Source organism: Paenibacillus sp. EB106-06-01-XG199, assembly GCF_058791575.1.
In genome coordinates, this window is sequence record NZ_JBYTDQ010000002.1 from 240,843 (window position 1) to 259,406 (window position 18,564).

Sequence of the window (18,564 nt, forward strand, 5' to 3'; positions counted from 1 at the left end):
GTGTACCGACTCCTTACTTCTTTTATACCAAGTATTATACTCGGTATTATATATATTACAAGAGGCGCCTCACAAAAAAAATGCGGACATCAGAGATGCCCGCACATGATAGTTATTACATAAGCTTCTTTATATCATCCTTAATCTGTTCTGATTTTGGACCAAATACGATTTGCACCGCACCTTGACCAAGTCTCATAACCCCTGAAGCGCCAAGCTGTTTAAGTGCAGCATCTTTTACCGCCTTATCATCGTTTACGATTAACCGCAGCCGTGTAATGCAGGCATCAATATTCCGAATGTTGGACGGTCCGCCGATGTTTTCCAGAATTTTTGCGGCTTGGGAAGAAACGGCTGCCGAAGCCCCGCCAACGGACACTTCCACAATTTCATCCTCGGTCTCATCTTCCCGCCCAGGCGTCTTCAGCTTAAATTTCACAATAATGAAGCGGAAGAGCACATAATAGAAGGCGAAGAACGCAAGTCCGATCGGGATTAGCATCCATGCATTAGTAGTAAGCTTTAGGTGCAGCAAGGAATCAATCAAACCGGCGGAGAACCCGAAGCCCATCTTAACATCAAGGATGTACATCAGGGCCATTGATAATCCTGTCAAAATGGCATGCACCAGATATAAAAGCGGAGCAACAAACATAAAGGAAAACTCAAGCGGTTCGGTAATACCTGTTAAAAAGGAAGCAATGGCGGAACCAATGAAGATTGAGGCTACCAGTTTACGTTTCTCCGGTTTTGCGGTATGGATAAAAGCAAAGGCTGCACCAGGCAGAGCAAACATCATAATCGGGAAGAACCCGGTCATGAACATACCTGCAGTTTTGTCTCCGGCGAAGAAACGTGTCAAGTCCCCGTGTACCAGTTCACCGGCTGCATTGGTAAAGTCACCAATTTGAAACCAGGCTATGGTGTTGAGTACGTGGTGTAATCCGATAGGGATCAGCAAGCGGTTGGCTGTACCGAAGATAAATGCGCCCACCGCGCCGAGACCCACAACCCAGTTCCCGAAATCGCTGATTACATCCTGTATAGGACTCCAGATCATACCTACGAATATGGCAAGCACCATCATGGAACCGGCAGTCACAATCGGCACAAAACGTTTGCCTGCGAAGAATCCCAGCCAGTCCGGCATCTTGATATTGTGGTACTTTTTATAGAGGAAGGCCGCCCATGCACCGGCGAAGATCCCTCCAAGCACTCCCATATTCAGCACAACGTTGTCGTTGATAAATGAGAACTGCAAGGGTACTATTTCCAGAACTTTGGTGAGAACCAGATATGAAATAAGTGCAGACAATGCCGCTACAGCGTCTCCGGCGAACCCTATAGCCACACCGATGGCAAATATTAAAGCGAGATTGCTGAATATGGCGCCCGCGCCAGCATTCAGGAATGGAGCAACATATTGATTCAGGAATCCGCCTACATTAGCCCCCAGATGCCAATCTTTTTCGTAATTAATCAAAGCTAACCCTTGCAGAATCCCTGCTGCCGGCAATGTTGCGACCGGAAGCATCAGAGACTTACCTAACTTTTGTAAAAAAGCTAACATAATATCATCCCCTTGGTTTCATGATTGGTTCTGCTCAAGTATGCCAGTGCTTTGAAGCCACCCGTAGAACGATATTCGTACCCGCTGTGACTGCACCATAGAGGCACTCTACTTCCGGTAGATGTTCCTCCATACTCGTTACGATTACCGGCGAGATTGTTGCAAGTCCTGCCGCCTGTATAGCGTTAAGATCAAATTCAATCAAGGTCTGCCCTGCCTTTACGCTGTCTCCGGTAACAACATGGCTGACAAATCCGTTGCCTTTCAGGCTGACCGTGTCGATTCCGATATGTAACAGCAGCTGTAATCCGGACGGATGCTCAAGAATCAATGCGTGATTCGATTTCACGATATGGGCAATCTTACCGTCAAACGGAGCCTTCAGCCTCCCCTCAGCAGGTTCAATTGCAATTCCGCTGCCCATGTGTCCGCCGGCAAAGGTATCATCAGGGACCTGGATCAAAGGAACCGCTTGCCCGCTAATAGGAGCTGTAATTTCTATGATCTGTTCAGCATGCTGCTCATCTTTTTTGGATTTCCATTTGGGAAACATCCGCGCCACTCCTCACAAGCTGCTATTTGTTCTTCTCTAAAGTTTGGAATAGCCGGTTCAAGTGCATCGCCAGGAAACATAATTCTTCATCAGGAACTTCCACTTCCAGTGAACTTTGCATTACTTTCCCGAGTTTCTGCGCCAGCTTATATTCCGCTTTATACTCCTTCTTAATGTGCTTCACGAAGGGATTATCTATTAAGGATCCCTGCAGTATCCGTTCCAGCGAAAAACGCAGATGAATCATCAACCGGACATGGTTCATACTGCCGTGCTCAAAGGTAATCTTCCGCTCCTCCCGGATCATCTCAATCAATTCATTCACGATATTGGAGGCTTTCACCAGCTGTCCAACCGGAACATTGCTCACAGCAGAGTATACATGATAGGTGAGGAACCCTACTTCGTCCTCAGGAATCTGTATTTTAAACTCTTCACTGATTTTTTCTGCCGCTTTGAAAGCGATCTCAAATTCCTTCGGGAAAGTCATTTTGGTTTCCTGTAAAAAAGGATTAATAATATCCATCCCGCCCCTCAGACGGTAGATGGTAAACTGGATGTGACTCGGGAGCGCCAAATAAATCTTGTCGTTTAACTTGCCGGGAAACTGACAGGTGATATCTCCGATAATCTCATCGGTGATTTTCATTATTTTAGGATCAATGTCCTCAAGCAGTATTTGATACTGGCTCCATTCTTCCCGGTCTTCCAGGCGAAACAGCTTTTCGATCCGGTGATCGTTGCTTTCAATCACACCGGCATCCTTCACCGCAAAGCCGATGCCTTTGCCAATAATGACATACTCCTTGCCATTCTTTTCTCCCTGGACCATTACAACGTTATTCCCAATCACACGCTGCACTTGAAATTGTTCGATTTCCCGTGACAAGTTCTCCCCTCCTCCCCCTAATATTCAAGCTACAGGCAACAAAAAAAGCCAAGAACCGTCTCAAATGAATGAAGACAATCCTTGGCTCATGCCCTTTACGGTAACACGCCAACTACATATAAATGATCATTTATGAGCCTATCATAAATCATAGTTCATATCGCCGTCAATGGTAATTTTTCAAAAGTCAAGCAAACTCATAAGCCTAAGCTTATTCAACTGTAATCCATCGGCACATTCGGGTAATCACGTCTTTCATTACTACGGGTTTACTTATGAAATCAGTTGCGCCCGCCGCCAGGCACTTCTCACGGTCCTCTTTCATAGTTTTAGCTGAAATTGCAATAATCGGCAGATCCGGAAGCAGGAGTTCTTCACGGATGATAGACAGAGTATCATAACCATCCAGATTCGGCATCATAATATCGAGCAGTACGATATCCACATTTGCCTGTTCCCTGACAATCTGTAAACACTCAAAGCCTGACTGTGCCGTCAGGATATTCATCTGATAAGGCTCCAGCCCTTGCTTAAGAGCATAAATATTACGAAGATCATCATCAACAATCAGCACAGTCCTGCCTTGAAGCATCTCATATTGTTTCTCAAACAAACTTGTGTCCACAGTTATAGTGGCCTTCTCAGGCTTTTGAGTGACTTCCCGCTCCCGTGCCGCCGCAACGGATGACCAGGAGCCCGGAGGCTGAAGTCCATCCTCCATGTCAGCTTCAAGGCAACGGCAAGGAAGAAATAGTGTAAAGGTGCTGCCTTGGCCCAGCTCGCTTTGCAGTGAAATATACCCGCCCAGTAATCTGGCCAGCTGCAGGGAGATTGACAGACCCAATCCGGTTCCCCCAAATTTGCGTACAGTTGAACCGTCTGCCTGCATGAAAGCTTCAAAAATCAGCTCACGATGCTCTTCCGAAATCCCGATTCCCGTATCCTTGACGGAGAAAGCCAAAACTGGCTCAGTTGGGTTATACTGCGGGTCAGAATAAGCTTCGATCCGGGTAATGTCAACTTGCACGGAACCTTCCTCCGTAAACTTAAAGGCATTGGAGAGCAGATTGCGCAGAATTTGATGCAGCCGCATTTCGTCGGTATAAAAAAGATCTGGTACCTCTCCACCGATGTTCACAGAAAACTCCAATCTCTGTTGTTCGGCGGTTTTACCAAAATACCCCTTTAGCAATGTAGGCAGCTCCGTAAGATTAACCGCATCCATTTCCACCATCATTTTGCCGGCTTCAACCTTGGACAGATCGAGAATATCGTTGATCATGACCAGCAAATCAGTGCCGGAATTGTGAATGACCGAAGCATAGCCTTGTTCTTCCTCGTTTAAGTTATTATTGCGGTTCTCGGCCAGCAGTTGGGATAGGATAAGCATACTATTCAGCGGAGTACGCAGCTCATGCGACATATTCGCCAGAAATTCCGATTTATAGCGGGAGCTTAACTCCAGCTGCTCATTATATCTTTCCAGTTCCACTGCGGCATTCTCTGCAACGGCCTTCTGATTCTCCAGTTCCCGGTTGACCGTGAGCAATTCATTCGTTTGATTTTGCAATTCTTCGGTCTGCACCTGCAATTCCTCAGATTGCACCTGCAATTCTTCCGATTGAACTTGCAGCTCTTCATTCATAACCTGAGAATCATGGTACAGCTTCTGGATTTCCATACGGGTCATCACTGAATTCACAGAAACCGCCATCATGTCCAGAAGCTTGGACAAAAGCTCATGGTGATACGATGCCCATTGGGTCAATGAGGCTACTTCTAAAACAGCCACAGTTTTATTCTCAAATATAATCGGTGCAATGACTGCGAAGCGGGGAGCCGTTCTGCCCAGGGCAGAATTAATGCTGATATAATTCTCCGGCAAATCTTCAACTATTTTAATACGTTTATCTACTGCACATTGTCCCACAAGACCCACACCGGGTAAGATCGAATCTTCTGCAAACGGGAATTCTGTTTTCTCAGCACCGGCATAGGAATACATACATTTATAACGTTCCTTATGATCCATAACATAAATGGCACCGTATTGCATCTCAAGGGTTGTTGCCAGTTTATTCATAAAAGACCTGCATAACAAATAAATATCTGTAGCTTCCTGCAGAATTACGGACATGGCAGTCTGCTGCTCACTGCTCCACTGTTCCAGCTGCACAGTATCCAGCAGACTATTTGTAGCTTCACCAAGATCATAGATTTCATCCATGGTCTTTACCTTTATCCGCTCAGACATACTGCCGCCTCCAGCGATCCCATTAATCGCCCGGATCACATGCTGCAGCGGATTAACAATACTTGCAGAGATTAAATACGTAATCAAGAGCGTTAGCAGCGCAACCAGTGTCCATAGAATATACATGGTTATCAGAAGTCTGCTATTGCTCTCCTTCAAATTCGAAATCCGTTCATTGGTTAGCTTCCGCTCGTTATCCCGGAAATAGTCGGACTGCGAGCGGATCGAGTCAATAACCGATTTGCCGGTATCATTACGAAAAAACTTAGCTATGGCTTGATCCTCACCATTCCGCTTTAGATCTACTACTGGCTGTCCGGCCAGATCAATCCATAATTGAATATTTTCTTTAATAACGCCTAAATTCCGCAGCTGGTCCGGATTGTCTGCAATCAGACCATTCAGCTTGGCAAGATTGATCTGCCAAGCTGCAAGGCCGCTATTAAATGGAACCAGGTAGGAATTGTCTCCGGTGAGCGCATATCCCCTTTGTCCGGTCTCCATATCCAAGACATTTTTTTCAATTTGATATGTAAGCTCGTGCACTTCTATATCATGGTCACTCAGGAAAACTGTTTCCTTCTCAAGATCGGTAATTCTACTGGATACGATCAGCAGAAAAAGGCCTAGCATTAATAAAATCAAGACATAGCCTACCGCAATTTTGCCACGGATCTTTAAGCTCCAAGTTTGCTTCTTGGGCAAAGGTTTCAACCTCCATCTTGCATCCCGATATATACTTTTATTGTCACAAGTAGCCTTCACTTTGTGGCAGTCTATCTTTTAATTGACGGATATTGTTTTCAAGTTTGATGATAACATCCTCCAACTCTCTCGGATCAATTCCTCTAACGATCGGAGGAGCAACTGGAATCGCCTTGGTCTCAGCTTTCATTTCGCGTAATTCAATCTGCTGTTCTTGCCACTTATCCATCAAATCGGCAATCGTCGCATAAAATCGTTCGTAATCCTTGATTACGCTGTCCAGAAAAGTGTCTACTTCCTCCGCATCATAACCACGAAGCTTCATACCAAATTCCTTCTCATGAATCGTCAGTGCATCAAGTGTAATGCCGAGCTGGCTGAACAGCTTTCTCTGCTTGTCCAATCGGCGTTTCATATGTTCATCCATTTAAGTGACCTCCAAGTTATCTGTGTTCTCCGGCAGTAACCATTATAACAGGCTGAGTGCAACCTGAAAATATCACTAAAGTTGCAGTTCTGATTTCATAGCTTCATTGATTGCCCTCCCCGCGAAAAGGGTAAGGTAAGAATACATCAGCAATACTACTCTTTTCGCAGAAAGGAAGATCACATAATGGGCCACTTAAGTAACTCGCAGCTGGCCACACTTAAAGCTGCTTTAGAAGAGCGCAAGGAAGAATTAGAACAACATTTCTCCAGTAATGGTGAAGAAAACAGCCTGCTCGGTGATTCGCTCAAAATCTCAACCGGTGAACTCTCCTCCGTCGACAACCATCCGGCTGACACAGGCACAGAGACCTTCGAAAGAAGCAGAGATTTGGGTATTAACAAAGCTCTTACAGAAGAATTAGAAGAGATAGAAGCAGCGCTGCAGCGAATGAAGGATGGGACCTACGGTGTCTGCACCGCCAGCAAACAAAACATCCCTTATGAACGTTTAGAGGCCATTCCTTACACAGCCTATGCCGTAGAATACTCTCCCGGCAGAGAGCTCTCAAGCGACCGTCCCGTAGAAGAACAGGTAATGACACCTCCTCCTGCCGGGGCAGGCGAGGGACGACAGGAGCATAGCGGAAGATTTGATGATGCCGGGGCCTGGGATTCCGTTGAGGACTACGGCAGCGCCAGCTCTCCGGTCACACCTCCCGGGCAGGATGCAGAAAAAGAGGATTCCTGACTTTAGAAATTATCCGCTACCGCCTTGTTTAATATACCGAGGCAGCGGTCAAGATCTGTCTTCACCTGCTTCTTATAGAGCCTGGCTTTTTCCTCCCCATCGGCCGTGAAATGATATAAGACAATTTCCTGGAAATCGACCTTAGGATCATTCCCCTTCAACTGTTTAGTGCGGTAAAGTATTCCTTGCTGCACCAGTTCATGGAGCGCACGGTAGATTTCACTTTGGGGAGGAGAATAGCCATGAGCTTTGAAATCTCTCCGCAAATCCTCCAGCATTTGATAACCGTATCCCTTGTGCTGTTCTACCATCGTAATCAGATATACTTTAATAAAAGCCCGCTGGGCAATCATAAATGCCATCGGCAACCCCTCCTTGTAGTGGAATGACTTTACTTGTATTTTTACAAACCTCTTCAGGAAACTCTATTAAACACTCTATCGTATATAACTCTAGTAAAGCACTATTTACCAATTTTCACAACCTGAAGCCCCTGCTTGCTTGGGGTTTACTTTTTCCTTGTTTAATGACATAAGTGAAGACAAAATGGTGGTTATTCTCGCTGAAATGTGGGTGAGTGATTTTTATGGTTTTTCTATTGTGAATTTTTCATATGTTGAAATTAGGGTTATAGTAGTTGCTGTGATGGATGGTGCGCTGCCGCCGTGTTCAAGAACCCTTAGGCGAAGAGAAGAAAACAGCTAGGGAATAGAGTTGCGACAAGGTGGAACAGATTGGGAAGTAGGTGGAACAAAATGAAAATCACACTAACCTCAAATGGGCATGCTTATTTGAGGTTAGTGTGAAATGGTTGACTTAAATAGGTGTACTAGATTGAACTATATTGTTGTGTAACTTCTGGATTCCGCATTAGCGAGTGTGTGGCGAATTCAAAAGCAGTTTATGCCTCTCATTCCGTCATTTAGCCCATGTGCGGCAAATTCAGATGCATATATGCCTCTAATTCCGCCATTTAGCCCATGTGCAGCAAATTCAGATGCATATGTGCCTCTCATTTCATCCATAACTGTCGCACCGATTTCTAATGTGCTTTCTGTGCAGCATACTGACAAAGTTTCGACGCTTTTATGCGATCAAGTAGCCGCGCATGTGGCTCATCAAATTTTCGAGTGATCCACAACTTTCACAATGCATGATCTTCTATACAATAAAAAAACGGTTCTTCCGGCTTGTCAGCGGAAGAACCGTTTTTGTTAGTTCAAATATGGGGTCAAGAAGACTGATAAAGCCCCTTGCAATCTAACTTTATTTACAATCTGTTACGGTTATAAGTATCGGTTGTATCCCTGTTGTTCAAGGTGCCATCCACTGTAGGATCGCTGTAGACGTTATTGTATCGACTGGAATTCAGAGATTGGCTGCCGCTGAATACCTGGTGGATATCCCGGCCCCTGCCGTTGTCATCTACGAGAACAAGAATTTTGCCGCTGTCGACATATCCTTCATATTCCTTAGCTTCATCCTCAGGAATACCGAGACCAATCAATCCGCCTACCAGACCACCGGCACCTGCACCAATAGCTGCTCCAGTGAGTGTTGCTACAATAGGTCCAGCCGCCAGAATGGGACCAATCCCCGGAATGGCCAATGCCCCGATTCCTGCGAGCAACCCGGTAATTCCGCCTACCACACCACCTGTAGCCGCGCCTGTCGCTACCCCTTCGGGAGCCATCGTGCCTGTATCATCAGAAATACTTCTTAATTCATCGCGGTCTCTTGTGATTACTGAGATCTCGTCATTGCTGACTCCTCGACTTTGAAGCCCTTCAATTGCTCTGGTCGCTTCTTGTTCCGTATCGAAAACTCCTACAATTTTGTTAGTCACTTGAAGCCCTCCTTCGTAATTGTGGTTCGCTACATTATTACCCTTTAGCGGCTGAACCAAACAGTTTACAGGAGCAAGACTTCACAATTCCCTGAAAATTCATAGTTTTGTTATTCTGCGTACAATAGGCGTCCCTAATCAACAAGCTGCATCCGTGCAGGTCGATTCATCGTTCTTATTTGACAGGGTGTATCCGTGTGAGACGATACATCGTCCCTATTTAACCGGGTGTATCCGTGTGGGACGATTCATCGTCCCTATTTAACCGGACGGGTCCGGTTTGTAGGCGCCGCCTGCAGCGGATCATCCGGCCAATAATGCTTGGGATATCTGCCTTTGAGATCCTTCTTAACCTCGAAATAGGTACTGCGCCAAAAGCTCGCCAGATCGGAGGTGACCTGCATCGGCCGTCTCGCCGGTGACAGCAGGTGCAGCAGTACAGGAACTTGCCCCATGCCGATTCTCGGTGTATCTACCTGCCCGAACATCTCCTGAAGCCTTACTGCCAGTACAGGCGCGCCAGGATTGCTGTAATCCAGTGGTATCCGAGATCCGCTGGGCACCGAGATATGTGTCGGAGCTTCCTTGTCAAGCTTCTGTCTGCTGTTCCAGTCCAGCATTCCTTCAAGCGCCCGGCTTAAGGGAAGACGCTGAAGATCACGCAGGTTGCGCATGCCTTGGATGAAGGGCCTCAGCCATTCATCCAGCGAGCCAAGCAAGGCTTCATCCGCCACATCAGGCCAATCCGTCCGCAGTCCATGCATGAAAGCCATCCGCTGCCGCAACTGCACTGTTCCTTTATCCCAAGGCAATAGCTCCAGACCTTCTGCGGATATCACCCCCAGCAGGACATCCTCCGTCTCTTCTGCCGTAGGCCGCTCATGCGAGGTCTCTTTCAATACCAGAGCGCCCAGCAGCGTACGCCGGCGCGCCTTGACGCTTCCGCTCTCTTTGTCCCAGTAAACCTCCCGTTCCTCAGTAAAACTGCCCGCATGATGACGGAACAGCTCTTCTTCAGGCAGATCTGCGGCCAGCATGATCCGCCCCTGTCCGGCGCGGTCGTCCACGCCGGCTGCAACAATATAGGGCGAACGCGACAGGGGCTGCCCTTCCCGCATCGCCGCCCCCCGGCCGCCGGCCAGCAGAAACGCGCCATCGCCGCGTTTCTGCCCGACCCGGTCGGGATAGGCGAACGACAGCAGCAGCCCTGTGGCGCTGCTGTCTCGGGGCACTTCCGGCGCGGCTTGCAGCTGCGCCAGGAGATTCCGGCTCTCGCGCTGCACCGCGCGCAAGATCGCCGGGTCCGCTCCGCCCGTCTCGGCGGAGCGCTCGAACCTAAGCAGCGCCTCCACGCGCAGCGTGAGGTCGCTGTCCGCAGCGGCGGGACCCTTGAAGAGGTCCCGCTCCTGCAGCAGCGCCGCCAGCCGGCAGGCGAGCGGCGCGGCGCCAAGCTCTGCCGCGCGCAGCAGCATATGCGCGGCACGCGGGTGCGCGCCAAGCGCGGCCATGCTGCGGCCGTGCGGCGTGATGGCGCCGCTGGCATCCAGCGCGCCGAGCTGGCGCAGCAGCGCAGCGCCCTGCGCGTAAGGCGCGGCGGGCGGCGCGTCCAGCCAGGGCAGCGCGGCAGGATCGCGTACGCCCCACAGCGCCAGCTCCAGCGCGAGCTGCGCCAGGTCGGTTTCCATGATTTCCGGTACGTTGTCGTCCGGAAGACGTAGATGCTCCTCGCTGCTCCACAGCCGGTAGCAGACTCCCGGAGCAGTCCGCCCGGCACGGCCACGGCGTTGGTCAGCCGATGCCTTCGAGACCGGCACTGTTGTCAACCGCGGCATGCCGGTGCGCGGAGAGAATACCTGCGTACGTCGCTGTCCGGTGTCAATCACCGTGCGCACCCCTTCGATGGTCAAGCTTGTTTCGGCGATGGAAGTCGCCAATACAACCTTGCGCTCACCCGGCACGGCTGGAGCCACTGCCGCATCCTGCATGGCCTGTGGGAGCTGGCCATAAAGCAGCCGCAGCACCGTCCCTTGGGGAAGCGCCCCGCTCTGCAGCTCACGTTCCGTACGGCGGATCTCCCGTTCGCCGGGCAGGAACACCAGTACATCACCGGGCTGCTCATCCAGGGCCCGGCGGACTGCCGCAGCCGCAGCAAGCTCCAGTTGCGTGGTGCCTGATCCCGGAACATAAATCGTCTCCACCGGATAGGTGCGGCCGGGACAATCCACTACCGGCGCTCCGCCAAGCAGCGCCGACACCCGTTCTCCATCCAGTGTAGCCGACATTATGAGAATACGCAGATCTTCACGCAGCACAGACTGGGCCTCCAGCGTCAGTGCCAGCCCGAGGTCAGCATGTAAACTGCGCTCATGAAATTCATCAAAAATAATAAGTCCAACATCGCCAAGCGAAGGATCGCTTTGCAGCATTCTAGTCAGCACACCTTCGGTCACAACAACAATCCGTGTGTTTTTGCCAACCTTGCTGTCCATACGCATCCGGTAGCCTACCGTCTGTCCCACACTCTCTCCAAGGCAGGCTGCCATATAGACAGCCGCTGAACGGGCTGCAAGCCTTCTGGGCTCCAGCATTAGAATACTCTTGCCAGACATCCAAGGCTCCTCCAAAAAAGCCGGAGGGGTTCCGGTCGTCTTCCCCGCACCGGGTTCGGCAATAAGTACAGCTGCTTTTTTCTTATTCAGTATCAATTTCAGGTCAGGAAGCACCTGCATAATAGGAAGCTGTTTCATCTTTTCTCTCCATAATCTGTGATTAACTTGGTATAATTGGCAGCGCATATTGCATCTATCCTGCCTAATCATCATGGGCGAAACGATCTTAAATTTCAAGATGCTTCATAAAGTTGCATTCGAACTCTCCCAACCGGATACAGATATGCCGAAAGACAACAAAATAAGCCTGCGCCCCTCCGGGCGCAGACTTATTCTTCTTCACTCAGCAGCTTCTGACGAATTTTATCGCCGTATTCCAGAATGGAGCTGCTGCTCTCCAGCCCCCGCTGCCTCAGCAGTTCCTGCAGCCGAAGTCTCTTTATGGAGAGCTTGTTCTCCAGCGTTTTCTGCTCACCGGAACCAGTATCCCCGCTATTGCGGCATGCTGCCAGCAGTTCCTCAAGGGTTACACATTCCTTACGCAGTGTGACCTCTTCCGGCAGCAGTCCGGCATTTTTCATAATCTTGAATGACATCCGCAGTTCCTCAGGAACCCCCGACAAGTCCTCCAGCTCCAGCGGCTTTCCAGACCCGGGAAGATCCTTGAATTCCCCGCTCCGCATCGCTTCCTGAATCCGCTGCTCCGCCAGCCATGACAGCATGCCCATATCGTACCGCTCCTTGTGTTCACAACCCGTTTTGCTTCTTATTTTAACACAGGCGCTACGTCATTTCATTTCTGCTTCGGTTTATGATAACCACGGTCTCCGTAGGGAGACAGCTGATCCATCCATTTGCTCTCCAGCTCAGGAAGCTGCTTTCTGTATTTGGCCAGCTCGGACACGGATGCCACAAAATCCTCCTCCGGTTTGATTTGTTCCAGAATCTCAAAACGGAAGGACTCTTCCCCGTACGCTACCCAGTCGGCCATCAGCGATTTATTGTCATGGCTGTTAATATCGAGCATAAATTTATGCTTATTCCATACGCCTTCCAGGTTAAGGCTGCTGCCTACAAAAGACTTATCGTTCTTCGTATTCACAATCCGGTATACACCCATCGGCCGATGAGAGTGGGCATAATCATAGGCCAGTTCTTTGCGTCTTGCTTTTTCCATTATTCCTGATCTCTCCTTCAATAATAAGCTCTGTCCCGGGGCACAGGCTCTATAATTTAACCCAGTAGCTGCTGCCGTCATCCTCGCGGTCCAGCAGGCCATAATCAATCAGATAGCGCCGCAGTGTGACATGATCGGGGAAGGCTTCACCCAGAATGGCGTTAACCTCTTTCTCACTGTATTTGCGGCCGGCGGCAAACCTCTTAATCAGCTGGCGAAGAATGGCGGCTTTCCGCTTCTGCTTCTTGGGAAATTCGGATAACGGGCCATCCAGTCCCTCCTTAAAATAAGTCCCAAGGATCTCAGCATTCTCCTCTTCCGTAATAGCAAAACGTTCATCGACCATGGAAGTCGAGCGCGGGATACTTACAAATGGTGAAGAAACACCCGGTTTCTCCTCAGCCAGCTCCATGACGGCAAGAAACAATTTGGCTTGCTTGACCTTCTCACGCAGTGTGAACCGGTGATTCCGCACCGTGGAAGTACTGCCGATTCCAAGCTCCTTGGCGACCTCTCCGTCACTTAGGCTCTGATGAAATGCAAGCAGCAGCCCTTTCTGCAGATCCGTCAGCCCTATAAGCTTCTTATCCATTCCGAGCAGCCAATTAAACATGGTGCCATGAACATTGGCCACATGAAGCGCAGCATACTTCTCTGCCTCATAGTAATGGTTGTCAACCTTATAGATAATACCCTTCTCATATTCTTCACCGCATACCAGACAGGTATAGATTCCCGAACGGTCTCGCGTCTCATAAATATAACCTTGCTTTAGCTCCTCAATCGAGGCATTCCAGAATTTTTCCGAAATACTGACTGAACCCTTTCCTTCCGGCAACTCAATCACCCAATCCACTTTATATAATATAGACATATTATCATTTTGTTTGTTATTTTACAACCATCTAATTAGATTGTTTAGTTTTTATTCTTGTGAAAAAATAAAAAACACCACCTTTCGGCAGTGCTTCATTCCTCTTATTGATCAGCATCCGATTCTATGAAATACCCTAGAGTGTAGCCGAGGCTTGTTTCAGCAATGCACCCAGCAGCTCATAATCAACCGTATAGCATAATATTACTTATGAGTCCGGGTCAATCCAGGCATGGACCATAACCTGTAAGTTTTACAACAAGAAAAATACAGCAAACAGCCTCAACCCTGATCATTGATCTGATCACCGTTTAAGGCTGTTTGCTGGGAAGCAGATGATTTATCACCCGCTGCGTTATGGGTTAGGACAACAGGGATTCTGCACCGTCGATCACAATCTGCGCACCCGTTATATGAATGGATTCATCCGAGGCCAGGAAAGCAACCAGATCCGCTACATTTTCCGGCTTGCCCGGTCCATCTGCGAGTGGCTGTGCCCCTTCCGGAAATTCAATTGGAATCACGATAGCTTCCATATCCTCATTAAATTCCGTGCTCTCATCAATATTGGTGGAGATCGCCCCCGGACAGATTACATTGACCCGGATTTTGAATTTGGCCAGCTCCAGTGCCGCCATCTTGGCAAAGGCTACCTGACCGGCTTTAGTTGTGCTGTATGGGGACCAGCCGAAGCTGGCGAATCTGCTGTTGCCGTTAATCGAGCTGGTGATAATGATGCTGCCTTTCCCTTTATCCTTCAGATGGGGAATACTGTACTTCAGCGTCAGGAAGGTTCCGGTCAGATTGACCGATATAGTACGTTCCCAATCACTAAGGCTGAGTTCCTCAATCGGACCCACTGCTCCGTTGATTCCAGCATTGGCGAACACAACATCAAGACCTCCGAAATGCTCAACAGTCCTGCGCACTGCTTCTTTCATCCGTTCCTCATCCGAGGTGTCTACGTCAATGGCCAGTGCACAATCCTTGCGGAGCTTGTTCAGCTTCTGCTCCAGGATCGAAGTACGCTCATTCACCAGATCAAACAAGGCTACATTTGCCCCTTCGCGCGCCATTTGAATCGCCGTCGCTCTGCCGATTCCCGAGCCCGCACCTGTGATTATGGCTGTTTTTCCAAGAAAACGCTGCTTTTTAGCTATATTTGGGCTCATATGTACACTCTCCTTCCGATTCGTCCATCTAAGTGGCTCTGTTTCAAGATTACCCAAATCGGCCTTGATTATAATCAGGTTATGCAAAATTTGTGCAAACCAGCAGCAAGTTGCACTAAAAATGCACAAAACAAGAGGATATGACCCGGTTGTCTCAATTAGATATAAAACTAAGCCCCACAATGTGGGGCCTGGATTCTGCACATTTAGTTTCCCAGCTGACGGACATCCACCTTCACGGTGAGCGTGCCCGATACTCCGCGGTAGACACCTTTGACCGGTACAATATCCTTGTAATCACGGCCATGCCCAAGTTTGATATAACGCCAGCTTACTTCCGCATTATTGGTGGGATCAAAACCAAGCCAGCCCGTGCCGGGAATATGCGTCTCTACCCAGGCATGCGAAGCCTGCTCGAAATTGGCATTGGCTCCCTGCAAATCACCGACAAAATGATACCCGCTAACATATCTGGAAGGCAGACCGACACTGCGGCAGACTGCAATCATCAAGTGTGCGTAATCCTGGCAGACGCCGCGCTTCAGCTTTAATGCTTTTTTCACAGTCGTGTTCACACTGGTTGCCTCGGGATCATACGTAAATTGCTCGTAGATGGTCGAAGACAGCTTTTTGGTCCACTCGTACATATCATCGGCTTCGTCAAAGGGATGCTGTGAAGCAAATTCAACCAGCTCAGGAGTCACTTCCGTATAACGTGTCGGCAAGATGAACTCAACATAGCGGTTCTGGAATTTCTCATCATTGAGCAGTCTCACCTGCTCTTCCAGCGGAAGATGCGGCAGATCGTTACCCTGTGCTTTATCTAAAGTCACTACGGTCGCCTTTGTATGGATGACCATCTCCGTATGCGGCTTATTCACGGAATAAGCATGAACCCGGTTGCCGAAGAAATCCTCGTAAGTCAGCAAATTGGCGGGGGGAAACACCTCAACCTCATGATGGTAGCAGGACTGGCGGTAATTCGTGCGCGGCGTCAGCCTGATTTCATTGACACTGTCCGTAACCGGCTCGGGATAGCTGTAGGTGGTCGTATGATGGATCTGAATTTTCATATCCGCACTCCTTCGCGGCGAAAAAAGGCGCCTTCCATCGTTTTCCCCAGTCTCTGGCATGATAACATCAGCGAATGCCGTACATCCTCGACGAGATCACCGGACATTTCTTCTTTTTCCATATAATCCAGCTCTGCTTTGATCTTTCCGGCCTGGCGAATGACTTTCTCATGCCCGGAGCCCTTCTCAGAAGTATCCAGCTCGAGTTTAGCTAAATGCTCCTCTAATTTATGGAATGAAAAGCGGATCGAACGGGGAAAAGAGGCATTCACAATGAGGAACTCCAGAATACTCTCCGGTGACATGGCATCTGCATAATACCTTCGGAAGGATTGATATCCGCTCACGGATTTCAGCACCGCCTGAAGCTGGGTATAAATCGCGTTAATATCCTTAGACTTGCACTGTACAGTGACCGCCTGCAGAATCCGCGTCGTGTTCTCTGCCCGTTCCAGAAAGCGGCCGCTCTCAATAAAATGCCATTCATTCCCCCTCAGCATGACAGACATCTCTGCCCCGAGGAACATCGCCGCCCGCTCTTTGACCTGCTGATAGAAATGATGCGGACCCCGCATAATATCCGCTACCGACTGCTCTGCGAGCCACAGATTAAAACCGTTGGCTATATCCCACAGCTCGCTTGGCAAATGCTGACGCAGAGTGCGCAAATTGTTGCGCGCTTGATGAACACAAGAGAATAACGAATTGGAATTGCCCAGATCCAGCGTAATGAAGGACAACACATCCTGTTCCGAAAAGCTGTCAAATTGCCGCAGGTATTCATTTCTGACACCGAGCGCATCAATCAGCCTTGACCATTTATTCCCTTCCGCCTGGAAGTCCGCTTCCTGTTGAATATGATAATGCACATCGATAAGCCGCGCATGATTCTCTGCCCGTTCAATATACCGGCCAATCCAAAACAAAGCCTCCGCATTACGGTTCAGCATCTTCGCCACTCCCTCATCTAACATAGTGATTCGGCATTTTATGCTCCAGAAGCCATATGCATTTCCCTCAGGCCATTACCCAGGTATCCTTGACCCCACCGCCTTGTGAAGAATTCACGACCAGCGAGCCTTCCTTCATGGCAACCCGGGTTAACCCTCCGGGAATCACATGCGGTTTGCGGTCCGCACCCATGAGCACGAATGCACGGAGATCAACATGACGCGGAGCCATTGTCCCTCCTGACAATACCGGCGCTCTCGAGAGCGACATAATCGGCTGAGCGATGTAACGGGCAGGGTCAGCGAGAATCTTGAGCCGGAAATCAACCAGTTCCTCCTTGGTAGCTTCACTTCCAATCAGCATGCCATAGCCGCCGGAGAGTGAGGTCTCCTTCACGACCATCTCCGCAAGATTATCGAGCACATACTGGCGTTCCTGCGGACGTGATAACAGGTAGGTGAGGACATTGCCCAGAATCGGCTCTTCATTGAGATAATACCGGATCATATCTGGAACATAGACATATATGGCTTTGTCATCGGCTACTCCGGTTCCCGGTGCATTGGCGATGGCAATGTTGCCTGCCCTGTAGGCATTCATCAGTCCGGCGACACCAAGCAGGGAGCTGGGCTGGAACGCCAGCGGATCGATATAGTCATCATCCAAACGCCGGTACAACACATCTACACGGCGCAGCCCATTCATTTCTTTCAGATAAATTTTGAGGTCCTGGGTCACCAGATCACGGCCTTCTACAAGATGAATGCCCATCTGTTGTGCCAGGAAAGCATGTTCATAATAAGCGGAGTTATATTCTCCCGGGGTCAGAAGCGCAATAACCGGATCTTTGGTCCTCGACGGAGATAAACTCCGCAGCACAGACAGAAAACGGTTTAAGCTATGATCCACATCCCGGATGGAGCTGGCGAAAGACAATTCGGGGAAAAGCTGATTCATGAGTGATCTGCCTTTAAACAGGTAGGAAAAGCCGGAAGGAGTACGCAGGTTGTCTTCGAGCACATAATACTCTCCGTCATGATGGCGGATCAGGTCAATGCCGGAGGTAGTGACATAAGCACCGCCGGGAACTCGCAGTCCCGCCATCTCCGGCCGGAAATAACAGTTGGAGATAATCATGCGGCGCGGGACAATCCCGTCCTTTACAATGTATTGCTCGTGGTAAATATCATGGATAAACAGGTTCAAAGCCGAGATCCGCTGGACAATGCCAGCCTCAAGCCTCTCCCATTCCCCCTTGGGGATAATCCGCGGAATCATATCGAAAGGAATCGTTCGTTCCATCGGATGATCCTGTGCCGGGTTGTACAGCGTAAAGGTTATACCTTCTTCCATCATCCGGCGCTGCAGCAGCTTCTGCTTACCTTGCAGCTCTTCAGGGCTCATCCCGGAAAACATGCGGTTCACATGTTTGTAATGAGGACGGATGCTTCGTTCACCGGCATACATTTCATCATAGAAATGCTGTAGCGGATACGGAGACAGACCGGGCAAAGGATCAAGTTTGGACATGAGCCCGACTCCTTTCGAATCATTATAATGTGTGATGTTTGTTGACAAGCTGGTTCGTAATTTGAGAATTAAGTATGAAAATATTAAATACTACTCTCATAATACGTAAATAATATTGTTCATGTCAATATATATAACAACAAAATGGAGTTTATACCCCATCTATAATCGTGGAATCGCTTCC

16 protein-coding genes are annotated in these 18,564 nt (G+C 49.1%); 1 reads left to right on the forward strand and 15 read right to left on the reverse strand.

Translation table 11 applies throughout. The features are described from left to right. Window positions 1-115: 115 nt before the first annotated feature. The 5 genes from nagE to AC3WT9_RS06945 form a co-directional block, all read right to left on the reverse strand. Window positions 116-1,570, reverse strand: coding sequence for an N-acetylglucosamine-specific PTS transporter subunit IIBC (gene nagE / locus AC3WT9_RS06925; protein ID WP_341092830.1), 1,455 nt, complete (start codon window positions 1,568-1,570; stop codon window positions 116-118). A 34-nt stretch (window positions 1,571-1,604) separates the two neighbouring features. Next, complete coding sequence (locus AC3WT9_RS06930) at window positions 1,605-2,123, reverse strand: PTS sugar transporter subunit IIA (protein WP_341378446.1); 519 nt, start codon at window positions 2,121-2,123, stop codon at window positions 1,605-1,607. A 22-nt stretch (window positions 2,124-2,145) separates the two neighbouring features. Then, entirely contained in the window at window positions 2,146-3,012 is an 867-nt protein-coding gene (locus AC3WT9_RS06935) for a PRD domain-containing protein (protein WP_341378445.1), read from the reverse strand. A 211-nt stretch (window positions 3,013-3,223) separates the two neighbouring features. Then, entirely contained in the window at window positions 3,224-5,971 is a 2,748-nt protein-coding gene (locus AC3WT9_RS06940; protein ID WP_341092826.1) for a CHASE3 domain-containing protein, read from the reverse strand. 43 nt (window positions 5,972-6,014) lie between these two features. After that, window positions 6,015-6,398 carry a DivIVA domain-containing protein gene (locus AC3WT9_RS06945; protein ID WP_038591281.1) on the reverse strand — a complete coding sequence of 128 codons (384 nt, stop codon included), beginning with the start codon at window positions 6,396-6,398 and terminating at the stop codon, window positions 6,015-6,017. A 186-nt stretch (window positions 6,399-6,584) separates the two neighbouring features. Between AC3WT9_RS06945 and AC3WT9_RS06950 the strand changes: the two genes are divergently transcribed. Next, window positions 6,585-7,148, forward strand: coding sequence for a TraR/DksA C4-type zinc finger protein (locus AC3WT9_RS06950; protein WP_341092823.1), 564 nt, complete (start codon window positions 6,585-6,587; stop codon window positions 7,146-7,148). Window positions 7,149-7,150: 2 nt separating this feature from the next. Here the strand turns inward: AC3WT9_RS06950 and AC3WT9_RS06955 are convergent, their stop codons facing one another. The 10 genes from AC3WT9_RS06955 to AC3WT9_RS07000 form a co-directional block, all read right to left on the reverse strand. Then, complete coding sequence (locus tag AC3WT9_RS06955; RefSeq protein ID WP_020432045.1) at window positions 7,151-7,510, reverse strand: replication termination protein; 360 nt, start codon at window positions 7,508-7,510, stop codon at window positions 7,151-7,153. Between the two features lie 908 nt (window positions 7,511-8,418). Then, on the reverse strand, window positions 8,419-8,994 hold the full coding sequence (locus AC3WT9_RS06960; protein WP_341092820.1) for a general stress protein: 576 nt from the start codon (window positions 8,992-8,994) through the stop codon (window positions 8,419-8,421). Window positions 8,995-9,251: 257 nt separating this feature from the next. Further along, on the reverse strand, window positions 9,252-11,741 hold the full coding sequence (hrpB, locus tag AC3WT9_RS06965; protein WP_341092819.1) for an ATP-dependent helicase HrpB: 2,490 nt from the start codon (window positions 11,739-11,741) through the stop codon (window positions 9,252-9,254). Between the two features lie 191 nt (window positions 11,742-11,932). Continuing rightward, the gene (locus tag AC3WT9_RS06970; RefSeq protein WP_445745030.1) at window positions 11,933-12,325 is read right to left on the reverse strand and encodes a DnaJ family domain-containing protein; all 393 of its coding nucleotides are present in this window, start codon (window positions 12,323-12,325) and stop codon (window positions 11,933-11,935) included. A 71-nt stretch (window positions 12,326-12,396) separates the two neighbouring features. Beyond that, window positions 12,397-12,780: a GIY-YIG nuclease family protein gene (locus AC3WT9_RS06975; protein ID WP_341092817.1), complete on the reverse strand. Its 384-nt coding sequence runs from the start codon at window positions 12,778-12,780 to the stop codon at window positions 12,397-12,399. Window positions 12,781-12,829: 49 nt separating this feature from the next. Then, window positions 12,830-13,618, reverse strand: coding sequence for a DUF2087 domain-containing protein (locus AC3WT9_RS06980; RefSeq protein ID WP_492407580.1), 789 nt, complete (start codon window positions 13,616-13,618; stop codon window positions 12,830-12,832). A 398-nt stretch (window positions 13,619-14,016) separates the two neighbouring features. After that, complete coding sequence (locus AC3WT9_RS06985; RefSeq protein ID WP_038591254.1) at window positions 14,017-14,826, reverse strand: SDR family oxidoreductase; 810 nt, start codon at window positions 14,824-14,826, stop codon at window positions 14,017-14,019. Window positions 14,827-15,032: 206 nt separating this feature from the next. Further along, the gene (locus tag AC3WT9_RS06990; RefSeq protein WP_341092814.1) at window positions 15,033-15,899 is read right to left on the reverse strand and encodes a transglutaminase family protein; all 867 of its coding nucleotides are present in this window, start codon (window positions 15,897-15,899) and stop codon (window positions 15,033-15,035) included. After that, the gene (locus tag AC3WT9_RS06995; RefSeq protein WP_492407522.1) at window positions 15,896-16,849 is read right to left on the reverse strand and encodes an alpha-E domain-containing protein; all 954 of its coding nucleotides are present in this window, start codon (window positions 16,847-16,849) and stop codon (window positions 15,896-15,898) included. Before AC3WT9_RS06995 ends, AC3WT9_RS06990 begins: the two co-directional genes overlap by 4 nt. 67 nt (window positions 16,850-16,916) lie before the next feature. After that, entirely contained in the window at window positions 16,917-18,380 is a 1,464-nt protein-coding gene (locus tag AC3WT9_RS07000; protein WP_341378442.1) for a circularly permuted type 2 ATP-grasp protein, read from the reverse strand. Window positions 18,381-18,564 lie beyond the last annotated feature (184 nt).